This is a genomic window from Vibrio sp. SCSIO 43132 (assembly GCF_019904195.1).
Classification (GTDB): Bacteria; Pseudomonadota; Gammaproteobacteria; order Enterobacterales; family Vibrionaceae; genus Vibrio; species Vibrio nigripulchritudo.
Window position 1 is genome coordinate 1,860,596 of record NZ_CP063199.1, and the last position, 18,370, is coordinate 1,878,965.

An 18,370-nucleotide genomic window follows, 5' to 3' on the forward strand; every position below is an offset into this window, starting at 1 on the left:
TTATTCCCCTTGATCACACAGTTTTTCGTAGGCAGATGTCATGTTGCGGATGTCGTAATTTTCGACGACGTAACTTCTTGGTGAAGACGGGCTAGGGCAGTTCAGCATGCTTACCAGAATTTCACTCATAAGAGAGGCATTGTCGGGAAGTACAAGCTGACCTGACTTAAGGCACAGTGACTCTTTTACTCCTCCCACATCGGTGGCAACCACCGGAATGTCGCACGCCTGTGCTTCAAGAGTTGATAGCGGGAAACCCTCGTTACGAGAAGGCAGGCAGTAAAGGTCTAGCGAGCGATAGAAATTAACCATGTCACTGACGAACCCAAGGAAGAGGACTCTGTCTTCCAGTTTGAGTTCTTTTGCCAATGCCATCAGTGACTCTTTCTCGGAACCGTCTCCTGCAATAGCCAGAATGACATTGCATGGCATGTCCTTTAGAGCGTGTATCAGAGTATCCTGTCCTTTAACATGCTCAACTCTTCCTGAGCACCCGATGATTCGCTTATTGTTTGGAAGCCCAAGTTTTTCTCTTGCTATGTTCGCTGCGCCAGGTGTGAAATGATCGCAATCTACGCCGTTGTGAATGGTTTCAACCGGGATGTCATCAAAAATTCGGACTAGTTTGTCTTTCACGAACTCGGCATCGGCGACCATTTTGGGTTTAGAAAGATAACGAGCGATTTTTTCAATTCTGACTTCAGAATCTTCGTTCAGATGCCAGGCATCATGTTCGGTATGAATACGTACCGGAACGTTGGCAAACCGAGCTGTCACATTTCCATAAAGCAAAGGACCGATATGATGGCTATGCACTACATCGGCTTTCAGTGAGCTCAATAAGTTCTTCATTTTCATGAATAACCCCAACTCGATGCCGGGTGTTTTGTTAAGGAAGAAAAGCTGATGCTCGTGATCCTTTAATCTCGGCCAGGACTTAAGCGCCTTATCTTTAGACCCTTCCAGGCTAACAACGAATACCTTGTTCGCTTTATCGGCAAAACGCAGCATATCCAATACCATGACTTCAATGCCGCCAGGTCTTAAGTGCTGAACTACATGAACTATGGTCTTCATATTGTGTCTCTCGTTTTTTGTTCGGTTTAGTCTTCTATAGCGAAAGGCGTGCCAATAAATATTGACAATAAATACAAAGAATTAAGTTAGGTTTGTGAAAGTGGGTATTTGAATTCTCAATTTGATAGTCGGTTTGAGAGAGCAGAAAAGATAAAGTCTGCGAAATGCGCCATGTAGGTCAGAGAAGGATCGGTTGACCGATCCTTCTGATGAAAGACAATCGGAAGCCTTTTTTAGGTTTCCGATTTTTTATGTCTATTCAAAACTGTTTTGTAGAATTCCTCGAAGAAAGTCCTGTTGATGTAGCCCAACTCACCACTTTCTCTGAGTATATCCCAGATGAGTGAGTGGTTAAGGCGGCTGTGTGAACAACCGCGCAGGGTAGACGAGGTTAATTTTGAATGACCTCTTTGTTGTTATTCTTCTCTTCGATACTCTCATCGACTGCTTTGACTAGCAGCAAGCCGACTGCAAGGACAATGGCACCACACAGCACGAAGATCATGCGTCCCCATAGTGGGTTTGGCAGTAGGAACATCGCCATGACGCCCACACCCGCGACAGAGATGAGTGAACCCAACATACGGCGCTGTTTGTTATCCAGCTTCTTCTGCTCTGTAGATTCAGCGACTAAAGGAGTGGCTAGGTTTTCAAAGAATTTATCTACGTTCTTCTGACGCTCTTCCGACAATGGCTTGTAGAACAAGGTTGATAGTAGGAAGAATCCGCCAGTAAAGACTAGGTGACCGATTAGACCAATAGCGACTTTTAGATCTGACCATTCGCGGCCTGTTAACGGTTCTAGGTTAAACCAGTTCTGTACCATTTCTGGTGTAATAACGAAGCCGACAAAGTAAGAGACGATACCACCGACGACTAGGGTTCCCCAGCCAGCCCAATCTGGTGTTTTCTTAATGAAGAAGCCACAGAATGCCGGAATGGTCATTGGGAAGCCAATGAGAGCGCCAACGTACATCATGGTGTCAAATAGGCTTAGGCCTTTTAACGAGTTGATAAACAGTGCAACTAAGATGATTGAAATACCAAAGAAAGTAGACGTCAGTTTAGAGACAACCACTAGCTCTTTTTCAGTTGCATTTGGACGTAGGATTGGTTCGTAGAAGTTCTTAACAAAAATACCAGAGTTGCGGTTAAGGCCAGAATCCATTGATGACATGGTGGCTGCGAACATCGCTGCAATCAGTAGACCGACCATACCTGCAGGCATGTACTCTTGAACAAAGTAAAGGTAAGCAAAGTCTCCCGCTTTAGATCCCGCATCTGGGTACTGAGCGGCTAGGTCAACACCTTGACCCGCAATGAACCATGATGGCATGAACCAGATCAGAGGGCCCATTGTCATCAGTACACAAGCGAGCAGTGCGGCTTTCTTGGCATTTTTCGAGTCTTTTGCCGCTAGGTAACGGTATGAGTTAAGCATGTTGTTGGTGATACTGAACTGCTTGAAGAAGATAAAGAATGCCCAGATACCAAAAATGCTTAGGTAGTTAAGGTTGTTACCCGAAACAAATGATGCGCCTTCTTGTACTGGGAAGTTATTAACGATCTCACCAACGCCACCACCTTGAATAATGGCTACCACGGCACACGTTACTGTGACTGCCATGATAATGACCATCTGCATAAAGTCAGAAGCGATAACAGCCCACGAGCCACCGGTAACCGACATCACCAACACCACAAGACCTGTGATAATTATGGTCGTTGTCATATCAAAGCCAAAGATGCCTGATGCAATAATAGCAAGGCCATTTAGCCAAATACCGGCAGAGATAACACTGTTTGGCATACCCGACCAGGTAAATACCTGTTCGTTGAATTTACCAAAACGCATTCGAATCGCTTCAATAACCGTCACGACGCGCAGTTGGCGGAATTTAGGAGCGAAGTAGAGGTAGTTCATGAGGTAGCCAAAGGCATTGGCTAAGAAAATAACGGCAACAGCGAAACCATCGGCATACGCTTTACCCGCAGCCCCAGTGAATGTCCAGGCGCTAAACTGGGTCATAAAAGCGGTTGCGCCAACCATCCACCAAAGCATGCTACCGCCGCCCCGGAAATAGTCACTGGTTGTACTGGTAAACGTTCTGAACATCCAACCTATTGCGATAAGGAATAGGAAGTAGATGCCTACAATAAGGGTATTGAGTTCCATCTTTAGACCTTTTGATAGTTTTGTTATGTCTTCGAGTCCATAGTAACTATCGATACCCTTATTTGTAGTACAATAACTCAAAACCGTGACGGGTGTTTCAGTTGATGGGATATTAATAATCATACAAGTGATCAATATCTAAAATTACCAAACTGGTGATCTATTGCACCAAGATTGGTCGAAAATCGATCTTAATCTTTTGTTTTGAGCATGGTTACGTAGAAAATGTCAATGTGGCGAATGAATTAGAAGAGAACTTATTACAAGGAGTGATGGTGCTGGTTGTAAGTTTTACTGTGTTTTTATTGATTATTTGTGTGATTTATCGTGGGTAATAAAAAACGTTCATGCGAGCCTGCCACGCATGAACGTCAACGGTGTAGGTAACCGGCCGAGTAATCCTTCTCAGCAAATATAATTATACGTTTTTAGGGACTAGAATTTTGTCACGCTCAGGTATTCAACTGAAGCGAATACACTATGAACCCACGTTCGACGTCAGTTCATGCTTGTTCCTATATCCAGTTAGCTGTAATCATGATCGGAACCGAAGTAGACAGTAGTGCTGCACTGAATATCATTAAGCACTGGACTATTCTCGCCAGTAAACGCAACAACATAGGTTTTCTTTCCAGTGCATTAGATGCGTTCATTGGCTTTCATCGTGTCCTTAAGATTATTGACTTCATTATTCTCAGCAACATGTCGATAGTTCCTGTTCCACGAGTAACTCAAATGGTTTGCCGAGCTTTGAATAACTAACGAGATAAATAATAATATAATACAAAATTCGCGGTATCTTAAATTTATTAATTTAAGGGCTGGCGCACATTTTTTAAACTGAAATAAATCCTTAAAAATCAATAATAATTAGTTATAACAATAAGATAAACGTTGTTTTTGATGTTGTAAAAAATTGTTTGATGAGAAATGAAAGGGGTATTTTGATCCATTTCACAGAAAGTCTTCTTTGCTATATGTATTTTATTTGTATTATATTAGTTCAAATTAAGCGTAACAATGCCAACTCAATGGCACACCAATAAGTGGAACTTTACAATGAAACACTACAATAAAATTTCATTAGCCGTTGTGGCGACTCTATTTGCGGGCTCTCTTTCTGCAGCTTCTTTCGATGTCCGTCATGAGTACAAGCACAGTACAGAGCAGCATGCGACCCGTGTAAAGATGGGCGATAGCATCGATAACTTCTATTACTCTGGCGAATTAAAGTTCAAAGGCGAAAAAGGAAAGTTCCTTAAAGATCTTAAAAACAATGGTTGGGAGCTAGACCTTGGTTACCGCTACAAGTTTGGTGAAAATAATAACTGGACGCTTCAACCGGGTATGCCAATTGAAGGTCGCGAAAGTGGTATGACATACAAACCGCAACTTCGTCTAACGTATGATTTAGATAGCGTAGAAGGCTTAAGCTTAAGTGGCCGTTACCGTTACGATATTCGTCAGAACATCGAAGCGGATGATCAGCGCCGTCACCGATTAACAGGTAACGTGAACTACCGAATGGACGATTGGCGCTTTGGCTTTGAAGCGAACTATTACAAAGCAGATGGTTACGATATTTTCGACAATTCAGACACGAACTATGAACTGAATGCCACTGCTCGCCGCCACTTTGGTCAATGGGCACCGTATGTTGAATTTGGTGATGTAAACGTGGATTCTACATCGGATAAACGTGAACTACGTAGCCGTGTCGGTCTGACTTACAGCTTCTAATTGATTCAAACTTTCCAGTGAAAAGCCAGCGATGTGCTGGCTTTTTTAGTATCTCTAGTGGCTTAATCGATAGAGTAAACCTATGGTAACGGGCTTATTTGAGGCGAGTCGTGCTTCTTGAGCGAGTAGTAATTCTGCGGTCGCCACCGCATCCATCAAGGCATTGTGCTCTATGTATTCAGGCAGTTGGTAGCGATATCTGGTTGCTCCAAGTGATACATCAAGATCTTGATGATTATTGATAGCCCGCGCTAATTTCTTCTCAATACAAAGTGTATCGAGCCACATCAAAGGCACGGCATTCAGCTGAAAACGATACGAGAGATAACGTTGGATAAAACTGTTTTCTACTGAGCAAGAGTGGGCGACCAACACTTTGCCTTGTGCAACTTCGAAAAGCGCCTTCATAGCGTCGTGGATTGATATGCCATCTTCTAGCATCTGAGGCGTGATATGGTTTATTACGGCTGTTTCTGGTTTGATCTGCGATTCGTTACTGAGGTAGAAATGCTGTGCCGTACTCAAATCAATCACACCATTTGATACTTCAACCCAGCCCATCGACAAGATGAGATCAGATTCGGCATCCAGTCCGGTTGTTTCGAGGTCGAGCACTAAATAGTCCAAGCCTTTAGCGTTAGCGTCTACGGGTACTGGCTCGAAATTAAACACGCTACTTAGCTCCGCGGGTAAAGGAACTTGCCCTCTGTAGTGCCCGCGCTTACGATTAAACCTTGAAAGTGGATGAAAAAAGTCTGTGAGCATTTTCATCAACGATTCCCAAACCTCACTTTCGCCGCCTCTTGAAGGTCGGCAATGATCCTAAACGCATCTTTTAAGTGCTTGCGCTCAAAGCTACCAAAACTATCAGGGTTGATGTGATTATCTGGCGTATGGCCGCTCTTTAATGCTTCGAGCTGGTGGCTGAATCGAAACGACAGAATAAACTCGTAGGCACCAAGGATGTTTTTAAACGCATCTTCGCTTAGGACACCTTTCTCATAGGCGGCTTTAAAGCGTTCATCGGTGGCATAAACATCAGTCTCTACCGCTAAACCGTAGATTCTGGCAAGGTCGATAATTAAGTTGATCGCATACTTTTTAACGTTGAGTGTCTTTTTATTTTCGCCTGACTTCTCGAGTACGAGATTGTTGAAGATGCCAAGCGGCGGATTTGTTGTCACTGCATCGTTTACAAGCGTACTCAAGAATTCGCGGTTGCTGCGTATGTTCTCATGCAGGGCTTCCCGGAGCTGTTTCTCATAATCGCTGACACCAAAGACGGTGCGGATCTCTAAGAACACACTGATATTGAGTAGGCGTTCATACTCAGGGCTTGCCACCCACTTCTTGTAGTAATGCTTCCAGACACTCAGTGTTTGACACCATTTCGGTGTCGCTGCCATGAATTTGCCTGGGCAAAGTGGGTAGTCACAGCTAGCCAGGCCATTAGTGACCATCATCGCAAGGTGTTTAAAATAGATACGGTCATTTTCGGTCGCGTCATCGGCAAGTACGATCGCACTGTCTTGATCAGAAAGCATGTGTACTTCATTTCGCGCGTGTGAGCCTGCGACGATCCAAGAAAAATCACAAGGCGGGGGACCAAGTTTGTCGATGGCGATTTTTATAAGCCTTTTTGTGTAGGCATCCATAATCATTGTCATTACTTTGCCGATCACTTCAGGCGCGACATTACCCTCAACCAGAGCCTCAAATATGGCTTGGCGTTCTGGTGTGAAGCTAGACAGGGACTTTACGCTGCCAGAATATTTTATTTTTTCAATCAGAAAGATAGCTTGAACACGGTGGTTTTGAACAAGATGAGTAGTGGTCAGAAGACCTACCACCTTATTGTCTTGCACGACAGGCAAATTTCGGATGTTAGATTGCATCATGATTGATGCGGCATGAAGTACCAAGTCATCAGGTTTTACTGTTCTCGGTGAATGTGTCATCACGTCACGAATTGGGTCATCGGTTGAAGCGCCAACGGCAATCACCCGTTTGGTCATATCTCGGTCAGTGATTAAGCCGACAATCTGATTGTCTTCATAGATTACGGCGCAAGGAGAGCGCTGCACTAACATGGTATGAGCGACCTCCCGTATAGACAAATCTGAGGTGACTACTGCAACTCGGCCACTGGCCACTTCATCAACTCGTTTAATGAATAAGCCTTTCTCTTTATTAGACCAAACAACATCTAACGCTGATTTAAGCCGTATTTGTGCTTGTGATGCAAAATGTTCAGCGCACGCGGGAAACTCTTTGAACAAAGTTTGTAGGGCTGAGTGAGGAATGATGTAAAGCAGCGTACTTTCAATTGCGATCGCCTTATACCCTTGCTCATCATTAATCTGTTTATCTAAAAAGGTAAAACCAAACAGATCTTCAGGACCAAGCTTAGCTCGAAGAACGCCATCACTCTTTCTTTGTTCCATCGATCCAGTCCGAATCACGTAGAGAGACTTCTCTTCAGGATTATCACATGGATTGACAGTATCGCCCTTGGCTAGGTACGTGATATGAATATTCGCCGCTAACTGCCTCAGGTTAGACTCAGGCACTTTGTCGAACGGATCGATTTGTCGAATGAACTGGATAATATTAGGCAGTAACGGATCAGTCATATCTAACCATAGATAGAGATATAATTGTATTATTATATCTCTTATGGCATTGAATGCATCAAAATTTGGTTAAACCATGGCGCTCGATACAAAAAAGCACGCCAGAGAGCGTGCTTAGAATTTGAAGTCCCGATCAACTAGACCGTTGCAATGCGGTGGTTCGACTCTACTAGATGGTTTGCTGAAGCTTGACGTGCTTTGTCACTGTTACCCGCCATAATTGCATCGTAGATTTGACGGTGCTCATTGATGCATGTACTGCCTTCTTCTGACGAGTGCGCGATGAAGTTAACAAACATGGTCGTTAGAATATTACCAAACGGAAGGTAGAAGTCATTACCTGTTGCATTGAAAATCAGGCTATGGAATTTTGTGTCGACTTCCATCCATTTGGCATGGTCAAATTCAGGGGCCTCTGCCACTTCGACCATCTTCTGGAAGGTTTCTGATAGCTCAATACGTTGCTCCGCAGTGGCATGTTTTGCGGCTAGGGCACAGGCTTCGGGCTCTATAGCACGGCGTAGACCTAAGAACTGACCGCAAAACTGGTCGGTATCGGCTAGACCATCCATCCACTCAATTAATTGCGGATCAAGGAAGTTCCAGTAAGCGCGATTAATAACACGAGTGCCGACTTTTGGGCGAGATTCAAGTAACCCTTTTGACGTTAACAGTTTAACCGCTTCTCGCAATGCGGTACGACTAACACCAAATTGCTCACACAGGTCCATTTCACCAGGAAGGATAGAGCCTTGAGATAACTTGCCAGATAAGATACCACGTGCAATCTCACGCGCCACTTGAACGTGCAGGCTGCGTTTTGAGCCTGAGATAGAGCTAAACGATCCAGTCATAATCTAACTTATAATTGATATGTATTATTTAAGTGTAATTCTAGCACTTGGACTATGGCGCACCAAGCACTCTTTTCTTAAAGCAATCTTTGATTCACAAACTTAACCTTTGGTAAAAATAAATCGTCCCGTCCCTGCATGCGATACAAAGCGTCATTCCAAGTTGATACTAAGTGAATCTCATTTCTATTTGAACACTAAATGGTTCAGGCTAGTGTTGTTATCACTAACAAATAGCGGAATATGAGATCTGATCGTTTGCTATTAAATGATAGTATTGTATGATTTATCTGGCGTCATTTTATAGGAGCCAGTTATGGCCACGTTTTCGTTGGTAGAAAACTCCAGTCGCAAGATTCACGTTCAGATAGCACGACAATTAGCGCGCAAGATATTGTCGAGAGAGATAGCAGAACTAGAAAAGCTACCCAGTGAACTTGAATTGTGCGAAGCATTTGGAGTGAGCCGCACCGCACTTAGAGAATCGACTAAGTTGCTGTCGGCAAAGGGGCTTATTGAGTCTAAGCCTAAAGTCGGTACGACGGTGAGACCCCGTCAGCTCTGGCACTTTCTTGATCCTCAATTGCTAGAGTGGATACAAGACCTAGAAGATACCGCACCGTTCTTGGGGCAGTTCCTCGGGTTGCGTAAAGCGATTGAGCCTGAAGCATGTGCGCTGGCGGCAACACACGCTTCTGCGAGCCAGCGAAAGTCTCTTTCCGTTATTTTTCAGGCGATGAGCATTGCTGCGCAAAGCTACGATTATCAAGCATGGACAGAGAATGATCATCTGTTTCATCAAACCATTTTTCTTTGTACTGGTAATCAGTTTTACATTCCGTTCAGCAATATTTTATCGACCATATTCAAACAGTTCATTGATGAGTCTGCCGAGGGTGGTCGTTTCTGCTTAGAAGAGCACCAACGTATTTACAATGCCATTATGGCTGGTGACCCAAATGAAGCGCGTATTGCTTCTCAAATATTGCTTAATGATGAGAATCAAAAGTTAGCTCTAGTGGTGAACGGTTAAGCGTTTGTTCATCCCGAGTAAACCCAAAATAGGAAGGTTCTCCTGGCAGAGCATTCCTTTGAAACACCCAACATAAGTTTACTATGACCTCTACGCCGTATGTAAAAAAGAACCTTTCGCTCGCTTGGCCGTTGGCGCTGAATGCACTTTTGATGCAATCAATGCTGATGATCGATACGTTTTTAGTTTCTCCATTAGGTGAAATCTCCCTTGCTGCAATGGGGATCGCCTCTACCATAGTTGCCTTTGTTTTGGGCGTACAAATGGCCTTAGCCAATGGCTCTCAATTGGTATTAAGCCGAGCATTTGGTTCATCTAACAGTGACAGTTTAAACCGAGGGTTTTGGGCTGGGCTATCTATCAACATGGCGATTGCACTGCTGTTTTGGATTTCGCTTTCAATAAGGGGCGCTTCGTTTATCGCATTGCTTACCGATGAGCCGCCTCTTATCGCGGAAACTGAGCGTTACCTTGCCGTTGCAAAATACATCATCTTGTTCAACGCAACAACGCAAGTGATGATCGCACTATTCAATGCTCTAGGTCGTACCAAGGTACCGTTTAAAGGCTACTTGATTGAGCTCCCCGTCAATGTTGTCGTGTCTTATGTGTTGATTCATGGATCGATGGGTTACTCAGGTATGGGTGTTGAGGGCGCGGCTGCGGGCACTTTGGTTGCGATTAGCGTGCGATTCATCTTCTTGTCACTGTGCATTAAGATGACATCATCACTGATGCTGGACATCCGATGCTTAGACGCCTTATTGAAGACAAATGTCCGAAATCACTTCAAAGAAATATTTCCTGTTGCCGCTAATGTAACCATGCTTCAAGCGGGTGCGACCATCTATATGTTGATTTTCTCGCAGATGTCACTTTATGCCTACGTAGCGATGACGATAGTGATGCCGTGGATAAAAATGGGTATGCAATTTATTACGGCGTGGGCGCATTCGTCGGCCATTACGATCAGCCAAGCGATTGGTTCGCGCCAGCTTGACGACCTAAGAAAAAAATGTCGATGTCAGTATTGATATGGCGGTGGCTATTTCGATGGTATCGGCACTGTTTTTCTTCATTTTAAGTTGGTTTTTACCCGACCTTTATCCAGATCTAGAAGCCGATACCTATCAAGCATTGGCTGTGATTGCGCCGCTGTATATCTTCCTACCCATTGTCAGAGGCTATAACGCGGTGCATGGACATGCACTCAGAGCTCTCGGTAAAACAACTGCGGTATTTAAAATTAACTTCATTGGTCAATGGGTGGTGTCACTGCCACTGTGTGCGTTAGTCGTGATTGGGCTGGATGCGCCTATATTCTGGGCGTTTGCGATTCTACCGTTTGAAGAGATGGTCAAAGCACTGCCTTTTAGACATTTAGCCAGAAAGTCGCTTAATGAGTTTGACATCAGTAAAGCCGATAAGCTGATGTATGACTAGCCGCTTATTCGAAGCCCTAACTGTAAGGGTTTCTTAAATTCTATGGTCCGTGCAGCATTCTCAGTTTTCCGACTGATCTATTATTAAGTGAAAGTTCGTAAATAGCCGAGCAGAAAAGGCAGTTGTGTTTGACGCTATTCGCTTAGCCGATTAGTTTTCAATGCTAGTTATTTAATAATGAAATAGATGGACTTAATCACTCAAGCAGCCTCAGGGGTCACAGTCGCAGGGGTTATCGGAGGCAAGAAGTGCAATGTTAAAGTGCTTTTAATGGGTACAGCTTTAGGTACATTGCCCGACTTAGATGGCATACTGGATTATGGCGATGCGGTGCAAAATACGATCAGACATCGCGGCTTTACTCACTCTTTACTTGTGTTACCTCCTTTCGTTTTGTTGATTTCCTGGCTCTATTGCCGTTTGCGCCCAGATTCGTTTTGGACACTTGCGCGTGTGTTTTTCCTCACGGCCAGCGTGTTTGTTATTCACACCCTGTTGGATGCGATGACCACTTATGGCACTCAGTTGATCTTGCCATTTGAGGGCTATTTTGAGTTGAGAAACGTGTTTATTATTGACCCTCTCTATACGTTACCTTTGTTGTTTGCGATAGGTGTTGCGCTGTTCTCGAAAAGCAGCGGCGGGCGTTGGTGTCAAACTGAGTTACTGATTTCAACGTTGTATTTAGTGTGGGGATATGCCTCTCAGCAGATGATTGCATCCAGAGTTAAACAGAATTTGAGTGCACAAAATCTACCAAACCAACAAGTTTTGATTACGCCAACGCCTTTTAATACCCTGCTATGGCGCGTGGTCGTTATGGACGAGGGTAAGTATTGGGAAGGTTTAGCCTCCGTGTAAGATGGTAACGATAATATTGATTTTATTTCTCACTCTTTGGGCGAATGGCCATTAGAAGTGCAACCTGAAACACTCATTGGATTGAAAGCATTTTCGCACAACTACCTTAACTATAGTGTTGAAGGCGATGCCTTGATTGTCACGGACCTACGATTAGGTATGTCTAACAATCTTGCGTTTGAGTTTATATTTGCCGAAAAGAGTGAAAGGGGAGAATGGTAATTGCTGGACTCCACACAGCGTTATCCGAGTGAACGTAGCTTTGAATTGATGGGGCAACTTTGGGAAAGACTAAAGGGCGATCAGAGTATTGATGCTAACCTACAATCAAGTAAAACCAACGTAAGTTCATAATTTTACACCGAGATAAGAAAAGCCGAGCATGATGCCCGGCTTTGAATTAGTTCCCGATTTTTTACATTAATTTTTAGTGACTAGCTAAAGATTAAACTTGTGCGAATGCGCCTTCCCAAGTGTAAGCCACACCGTCGAACTCAACGCGATGTGCGGCGTTTTGCTTGTCTTCATCTAAGTTGCAAATAGCGAACAGATAAGCGTTGCCTGTTGTGGTTTGCAGACGAATCACAGTACCCACTTCGTTGTTGCCAACGACGGTTACTGACTCAACTAGGCCACGAGCGCCAACCGATGCTTCGATAGACTCGTTGAAGTAACCGTGTGTCTCTAGCACAGAAGCAAACACGTGGTTCTGACCAGATTGACGTAAGATCAGTGCTGGTTCGCTCTTCAAGTTGAAGTCTGGATCATTTGCGCCTGTGCGAGTGAAGAACACTTTGCCGCCGTTTGTTGCGCTTGTGATTAGCGAGTAGTAACTGTTGTCGTGCAACCAGCTTACCAGTGAATTGCCTTCGACTTGACCAGAACCGATGTTCCATAGGTGCTGGTAGCCGTTGTCTTCGCCCATTGGACGCAGCGTGCTTTCGACATCGTATTCAAAATCCGTACGGATGATTTGACCAGAGTAGTGCACTGGAAGGTCGTATTGATGTTCTTGATTTGCTTCGATGCGATAAACATCAATCACAAGCGGTTTTTCGAATTCTGGCAACTCAGCAAGAATGATGCTGCGCTGCATGTCTACGCCGTTGTAATAACCAGAGATGCGACCGCTCATGCCTTGCAGTTTTTCGTCATCAGCTTTGAAGAAGTGCTTAGAACCGAACTTGGTTTCTGCTAGCGCTGTGTCGAAGTTATTTTGTGTCTTTTGGTCAACCGTTACTGTGTTGTGCGCGACCGTCTGCTTACAGTAAGACTTGTTCTCTGGAATGTAACGACCGCCAAACTTAGGCTCAACGTTCACCCAGCGACCAAAGCCGTAATCGTGCAGCACTTCATGACCGCGGTTAAACACGCTCAGGTGTAAACCATCGTAGTGACCGTGGTCTAGCGCTGAATGGTACTGGTGATCGCTGCCGTGCTGACCAAACCAGATAAGCGCCATTGTGTCGTCGTCTTGCTCGTCACGGTGACGAAGAATGCTTACGCCGCCTTTTTCGCCCTCTGGACCGTCTGTTACGAATAGGCTACCCCAGTTGAACGGTTTGATGTTATCTGCGGCTGCAACTGCGTCAGACAATGTTTTACCTGAGATATGAACCCAAACGTCTTGCTGGTGGTCTGCCATACCAAGTAGCGTTTCAGATTGCTCGTAACGGTGGAAACATACTGACGTAGCCATGATTACGCCTTCATCATTGATCGAAATCGTCTTCGATGAATCGTTCAACGCTGGCAAAGTACCATCTGGGAATGCCGTCTTAAATACGGCATAAGACGTGGTCTTGATGACCGAGTCGTTAAATTCGTAAATACCAAGCTCAGGCTGACGACGCTCAATCGCTTCTGCAAATAGGTAGATTGGACGCAGCGAGAAACGGTGGTAGTAAGGACCTTCCATGTAGTAGCCGTCTGGCGAGAACAGTTGGTCTAACTGCGCTAGGAAGCCGCCGCTGACTTTGTCCAGTTTCAAGCCGTAAAGCGCTTTGTCGACTGCATCTTGATCGTTAATTGCGTAACCACAGATACCTACAGCTGCTACTGCCCACAGACCGTGGTTGTGTACGATGTCGAAGTCGTGACCGTAAGTTACCACGAACAGCTCAATCATTTGCTTGAACAGGTCGTTCTCAATCAGTGATTTTTGCTCTTCTTCCAAGGTATGGTAAATACAGCTGTACGCACAAGACGCGTATAGCATCCACATGTTCTCGTTCAGAGTTTGGTGGAAGATCTTGCCCGGAGGGTTAGAGTCACGGCTGGTGTTGCTCTCTAGCGTCGGATAAACCTTCGCGTAAGCCGTTAGCATGTCCACGATGTAATCGCGGTATTTTTGTTCGCCAGTGATAAGGAATAGGCGACCCGCTAGATCAATGTGGATGTAGTTTTGCTTGTGACGGTTATGCTCGTAACCGCCGCCTTCGCCGTGACCTGGAACTTCAATACCGACCTCTGCCATGTAAGCGTCAGTTTGTTTGATGTCACGTGCTAGTGCATTTCCTAATAGGCTATCCGTGCCAAGTGCTTTGCTTAGTTCTGCCGCTTCTTCAAAGTTCATTAATAGCGGTTGGTAAGACTGGGTTTGGTAGCTCATTATTATTTCTCCTGCCCGAATGCGTTCACTTCTAGAGAGTAGAAGCCATTCCAGCTGTAGGTTTTACCGTTCATTTCTACTTGGTGTGGGGTTTGGTCGTCAGCGCCTAGAACATTGCTGATCATCACAGTAACCAGTGATTTTTCAGTCGTGATTTCTACGATGCTACCAACGGCGTTGTAACCCACGACGCGGATATCTTTCACCTGACCACGTGCATTCACCGATTGCTCAAACTCTTCATTGAAGTAGCCGTGTGTTTCTAGCACAGAAGCAAATAGCGTCGATTCGCCCTTGCTGCGCAGAATGAATGCCGGTTCGCTACGTAGGTTAAAGCTTGGGTCATTGGCGCCAGTGCGAGTGAAGATCACTTCATTATCGCCGTTCTGTTTCGCGCTGCTGCTTGTGCCTAACCAAGTGTAGTAGGTGCTGTTTTGTAGCCAGCTAACTAGCGCCATATCTTGCACTTTGCCGCTTGCTACTTTCCAAAGGTGTTGGTAACCGAAGTCATCGCCAAGCGTGTTCAGTTCACCAAAGCTTTGGTAATCGAAGTTAGTACGTACGATTTGACCATCGTATTGATGAGAGTAGTCGTACTGATGCTCGCCTTCACCTTCGATGCGGTAAAGGTCTAGCAATAGCGGTGCTTCAAGTTCATCTAGGTTAAGCATGAACACACTGCGCTGCATGTCTGTGTTCGGGTAGTGGTCGTTCGCAAACGCGCTCATACCGTTGATTTCAGTGCCTTCCACTTTGAAGAAGTGAGGCAAACCGTGCACTGAATCAGCGCGGTCTACATCGAAACCATTCTGACATTGCTCATCAATCGCTACCGCGTTATGCGCGATAGTTTGACGTGCGTACGATTTGTTTTCGTCTAGGTAACGACCGCCGAATTTAGGCTCAACGTTTACCCAGCGACAGAAGCCGTATTCACGCAGCACTTCTTGACCACGGTTGAAGAAGGTAATGCCAAGCGTATCGAAGTTACCATGTCCCATGCCGTGTTGACCGTAGTTCATCACAAGCTGTGACACATCACCGGTTTTATCCTGCATACGGATAAAGCCTTGTGCACCGTTGTTGCCAGTTGGACCTTCGTTAAGTTCCACACTTGGCCAGAAAGGTATACCGATTTCACGGTCTGCGATTGCTTTATCGTAAGCTTGAGAAAGCTCTAGACCGCATGGGTGCATCCAAACGGCGTTTTGAATCTTCGCCATGCCTAGAATGTTGTCATCCAAGCCGTAGTGCTTGCTGTAAACGCTCACTGCAACTTGAACACCCATATCGGTAATGCTCATGGTACGAGATGCGCGTCGTTTAGGGCTGGGAACTCACCATTCGGGTAAGCTGTTGCCAGCATCGCCTGTACTGTGTTGCCAATCACTTTGTCTTTGTAGTTGTAGATGTCTACTTCAGGCATGTGACGGTGTACCACTTCTGCGAATACACAAGTTGGACGAATCGCATAACGATGGTAGTACGGACCTTCCATGTAGTAACCAGAAGGTGCGAACAGTTGTGAGATTTGCGCTAGGAAGCCGCCAGTATCATCACGATCTTGACCATACACAGACATCTCTAGATATTCAGGTTTGCCAATAGCTAGACCACAAATACCAACAGCCGCCACTGCCCAGATACCGTGGTTGTGAATACGGTCGAAATCGTGCGCGTATTTCACGGTGAACATGTCTAGCATTGGTTCGAAAATGCGCTCAACAACCGCAGTGCGCTCTTCTTCTGTCATCACTGATGCCACGCATGAGTAGGCAAGACTAGTAAACATTAACCAACAGTGTTCATTAAGGATCTGGTGGAAAAGACGACCTGTAGGGTTAGTGTTTTTCTGTACGTGGAAATCAAAGGTGAGGTACTTCTCTGCCGTAAATAGCGAGAAGATCTTTAACGAACTGCGCGTACTTTTCTTCTTGAGTGATCAAGAACAAACGACCCGCTAAGTTCATGTAGGTATAGTTTTGTTTGTGGCGGTTGTGCTCGTAGCCACCCGCTTCGCCGTGACCTGGTACGTCTAGAGGCAGACGCATAAAGGCTTCAAGTTCCTTGCGATTCGCTTCAATGGATTTGCCCATTAAGCTCGGCTTTCCGACTTCCTTTCTTAGTAGTTCGACTTCTGCTTCCAGTCAACAAAATCGGTTGTGTAGTCATTTCTTTACCACCCTCAGATGAAGTGTGTTGTTTTCTTAAACTTTCTATAAAGTAATACAATATTAAGTTTGGGTGTAGTTTTTGTGGCAAAAAGGGAGAGTGAAATCACGTGATTTTAGTTAACTTATTGATTTTTAATGTGGTGGAAATCCTTTGTGTGGCTGATGTTTCTACGTTATCAATCGCTAAGTGGAATGCTTTAGGTCTCTCCATTTGATGGATATCACATATTTTTAGATATATTGTATGACAATTAAAATGGATCGGATATGCTCTTTACCAATTCGACAGCAGACCCCTTTCGCTTTGCGTTTCACTTTTATCAACATGACGGTTTTTTAAGAGAACCTTCTTGTAAAAGCATGGCTAAGAATGAAGTGCAGTAGGGTTCGCTTTAATAGAGACTTTTTAGGAGTATGACGATGAATTCTTTCTTTGTATTAGATGAGAAACCCGTGGGAAGAGTTAGGCGGCGGTATCAAGCGTAAAATTGTTGCTTACACAGATGATCTGATGGCTGTTCACCTATGTTTTGACAAAGGTGCGATTGGTGCTCCACATACGCATGAGATTCACGATCCAAATCGGTTACGTAGTACGTGGCAGCTTTGAAGCAGAAATCGAAGGCGAAAAGAAAGTACTGAAAGAGGGTGACGCGTATTTTGCTCGTAAGCACATGATGCATGGCGCGGTTGCACTAGAGCAAGACAGCATTTCTTCTGGATATCTTCAACCCAGCTCGTGAAGACTTCTTAAAGTAACGTATAGCGCAACCTCAGTTGCTAAGGTGACAGTATGAAATCATTAAATATCGCGATCATTGGCGAATGTATGGTTGAGCTACAGAAAAAGGAAGGTCAGTTGCGTCAGTCATTCGGTGGTGACACGTTGAATACCGCTCTTTACTTATCCCGTTTGACGAAAGCTCACGATATCAAAACTAGCTATGTAACTGCCCTGGGTAATGATCCTTTTAGCCAAGAAATGCTTTCAGCATGGCAAGAAGAGGGTATTGATACCAGCTTAGTGTTGACTGTTAATGGTAAACAGCCGGGTATTTACTACATCGAAACGGATGAGACAGGCGAGCGTTACTTCCACTATTGGCGTAATGAAGCAGCAGCAAAGTTTTTGTTTGAACAGAACGAATCTTCGGCACTAGTCGACACGCTTTATTCTTATGATGCGGTTTACCTGAGTGGCATTACATTAGCGATTCTTACTGAAGAAGGTAAGACGCAGTTGTTTGCATTCCTCGAACGCTTTAAAGCGCAAGGCGGCCAGGTTATTTTCGATAATAACTACCGTCCTAAATTGTGGGAAAGCCGAGAGAGTGCCATGTCTTGGTACCTTAAGATTCTTAAGTTTACCGATATTGCTCTACTCACATTTGAAGATGAGCAAATGCTGTATGGTGATGAGCACCTAGAGCAATGTATTGAAAGAACCTCTGCACTGGGCGTGGATGAAATCATCATCAAACGTGGTAGCAAAGATTGCTTGGTTGTGGCGAATGGCGAAGCGCAATACGTGGCGCCAAACAAAGTCGATAGCGTGATTGATACGACGGCAGCAGGTGACTCTTTCAGTGCAGGCTTTTTGGCGAAGCGTTTGACTGGTGGTAATGCGGCTGAATCGGCTTACTCTGGTCATTGTATGGCTGGTGAGGTTATTCAGCACAAAGGTGCCATCATTCCACGTGAAGTGATGCCCGATCTTCCTTTGTAATTCTTTTGCGGAGTGTTGAATAATCGGCGCTCCGCAGTGATT

At 44.8% G+C, this 18,370-nt stretch carries 10 protein-coding genes and 4 pseudogenes; 7 read left to right on the plus strand and 7 right to left on the minus strand.

Translation table 11 applies throughout. The features are described from left to right. Both INR79_RS08370 and INR79_RS08375 read right to left on the minus strand, forming a co-directional pair. A complete protein-coding gene (locus INR79_RS08370) occupies positions 1 to 1,077 on the minus strand; it encodes a glycosyltransferase (protein ID WP_223096796.1) in 1,077 nt (358 codons plus the stop codon). Between the two features lie 391 nt (positions 1,078 to 1,468). After that, the gene (locus INR79_RS08375) at positions 1,469 to 3,253 is read right to left on the minus strand and encodes a sodium:solute symporter family protein (RefSeq protein ID WP_223096797.1); all 1,785 of its coding nucleotides are present in this window, start codon (positions 3,251 to 3,253) and stop codon (positions 1,469 to 1,471) included. Between the two features lie 480 nt (positions 3,254 to 3,733). Here INR79_RS08375 and INR79_RS08380 point away from each other — a divergent pair, with 480 nt between their 5' ends. Beyond that, positions 3,734 to 4,015: a hypothetical protein gene (locus tag INR79_RS08380; RefSeq protein WP_223096798.1), complete on the plus strand. Its 282-nt coding sequence runs from the start codon at positions 3,734 to 3,736 to the stop codon at positions 4,013 to 4,015. 297 nt (positions 4,016 to 4,312) lie between these two features. Further along, entirely contained in the window at positions 4,313 to 4,993 is a 681-nt protein-coding gene (locus INR79_RS08385) for an oligogalacturonate-specific porin KdgM family protein (protein ID WP_223096799.1), read from the plus strand. A 54-nt stretch (positions 4,994 to 5,047) separates the two neighbouring features. On the opposite strand, the gene INR79_RS08390 is transcribed toward INR79_RS08385, so the two are convergent. From INR79_RS08390 to INR79_RS08400, 3 genes are all read right to left on the minus strand, one after another. Further along, entirely contained in the window at positions 5,048 to 5,764 is a 717-nt protein-coding gene (locus tag INR79_RS08390; protein ID WP_223096802.1) for a 3'-5' exonuclease, read from the minus strand. Further along, on the minus strand, positions 5,764 to 7,626 hold the full coding sequence (locus INR79_RS08395; protein WP_223096804.1) for a putative nucleotidyltransferase substrate binding domain-containing protein: 1,863 nt from the start codon (positions 7,624 to 7,626) through the stop codon (positions 5,764 to 5,766). The genes INR79_RS08390 and INR79_RS08395 overlap by 1 nt, the downstream gene beginning before the upstream one ends. Positions 7,627 to 7,763: 137 nt before the next feature. Then, positions 7,764 to 8,480: a FadR/GntR family transcriptional regulator gene (locus INR79_RS08400; protein WP_223096806.1), complete on the minus strand. Its 717-nt coding sequence runs from the start codon at positions 8,478 to 8,480 to the stop codon at positions 7,764 to 7,766. Between the two features lie 316 nt (positions 8,481 to 8,796). Between INR79_RS08400 and INR79_RS08405 the strand changes: the two genes are divergently transcribed. The 3 genes and pseudogenes from INR79_RS08405 to INR79_RS08415 all read left to right on the plus strand — a co-directional run bounded on the left by INR79_RS08405 (position 8,797) and on the right by INR79_RS08415 (position 12,171). Next, complete coding sequence (locus INR79_RS08405) at positions 8,797 to 9,513, plus strand: FadR/GntR family transcriptional regulator (protein WP_223096808.1); 717 nt, start codon at positions 8,797 to 8,799, stop codon at positions 9,511 to 9,513. Between the two features lie 83 nt (positions 9,514 to 9,596). Continuing rightward, positions 9,597 to 10,956, plus strand: a pseudogene (locus tag INR79_RS08410) (MATE family efflux transporter). A gap of 186 nt (positions 10,957 to 11,142) precedes the next feature. After that, positions 11,143 to 12,171: pseudogene (locus INR79_RS08415) on the plus strand (metal-dependent hydrolase). Between the two features lie 91 nt (positions 12,172 to 12,262). On the opposite strand, the gene INR79_RS08420 reads toward INR79_RS08415, so the two are convergent. Continuing rightward, positions 12,263 to 14,428: a heparinase II/III family protein gene (locus tag INR79_RS08420; protein ID WP_223096810.1), complete on the minus strand. Its 2,166-nt coding sequence runs from the start codon at positions 14,426 to 14,428 to the stop codon at positions 12,263 to 12,265. A 2-nt stretch (positions 14,429 to 14,430) separates the two neighbouring features. Next, positions 14,431 to 16,600 (minus strand): annotated as a pseudogene (locus INR79_RS08425) (heparinase II/III family protein). A 422-nt stretch (positions 16,601 to 17,022) separates the two neighbouring features. Between INR79_RS08425 and INR79_RS08430 the strand changes: the two are divergent. Further along, positions 17,023 to 17,361: pseudogene (locus INR79_RS08430) on the plus strand (cupin domain-containing protein). A 34-nt stretch (positions 17,362 to 17,395) separates the two neighbouring features. Further along, on the plus strand, positions 17,396 to 18,328 hold the full coding sequence (locus INR79_RS08435) for a sugar kinase (protein ID WP_199480093.1): 933 nt from the start codon (positions 17,396 to 17,398) through the stop codon (positions 18,326 to 18,328). Positions 18,329 to 18,370: the final 42 nt, after the last annotated feature.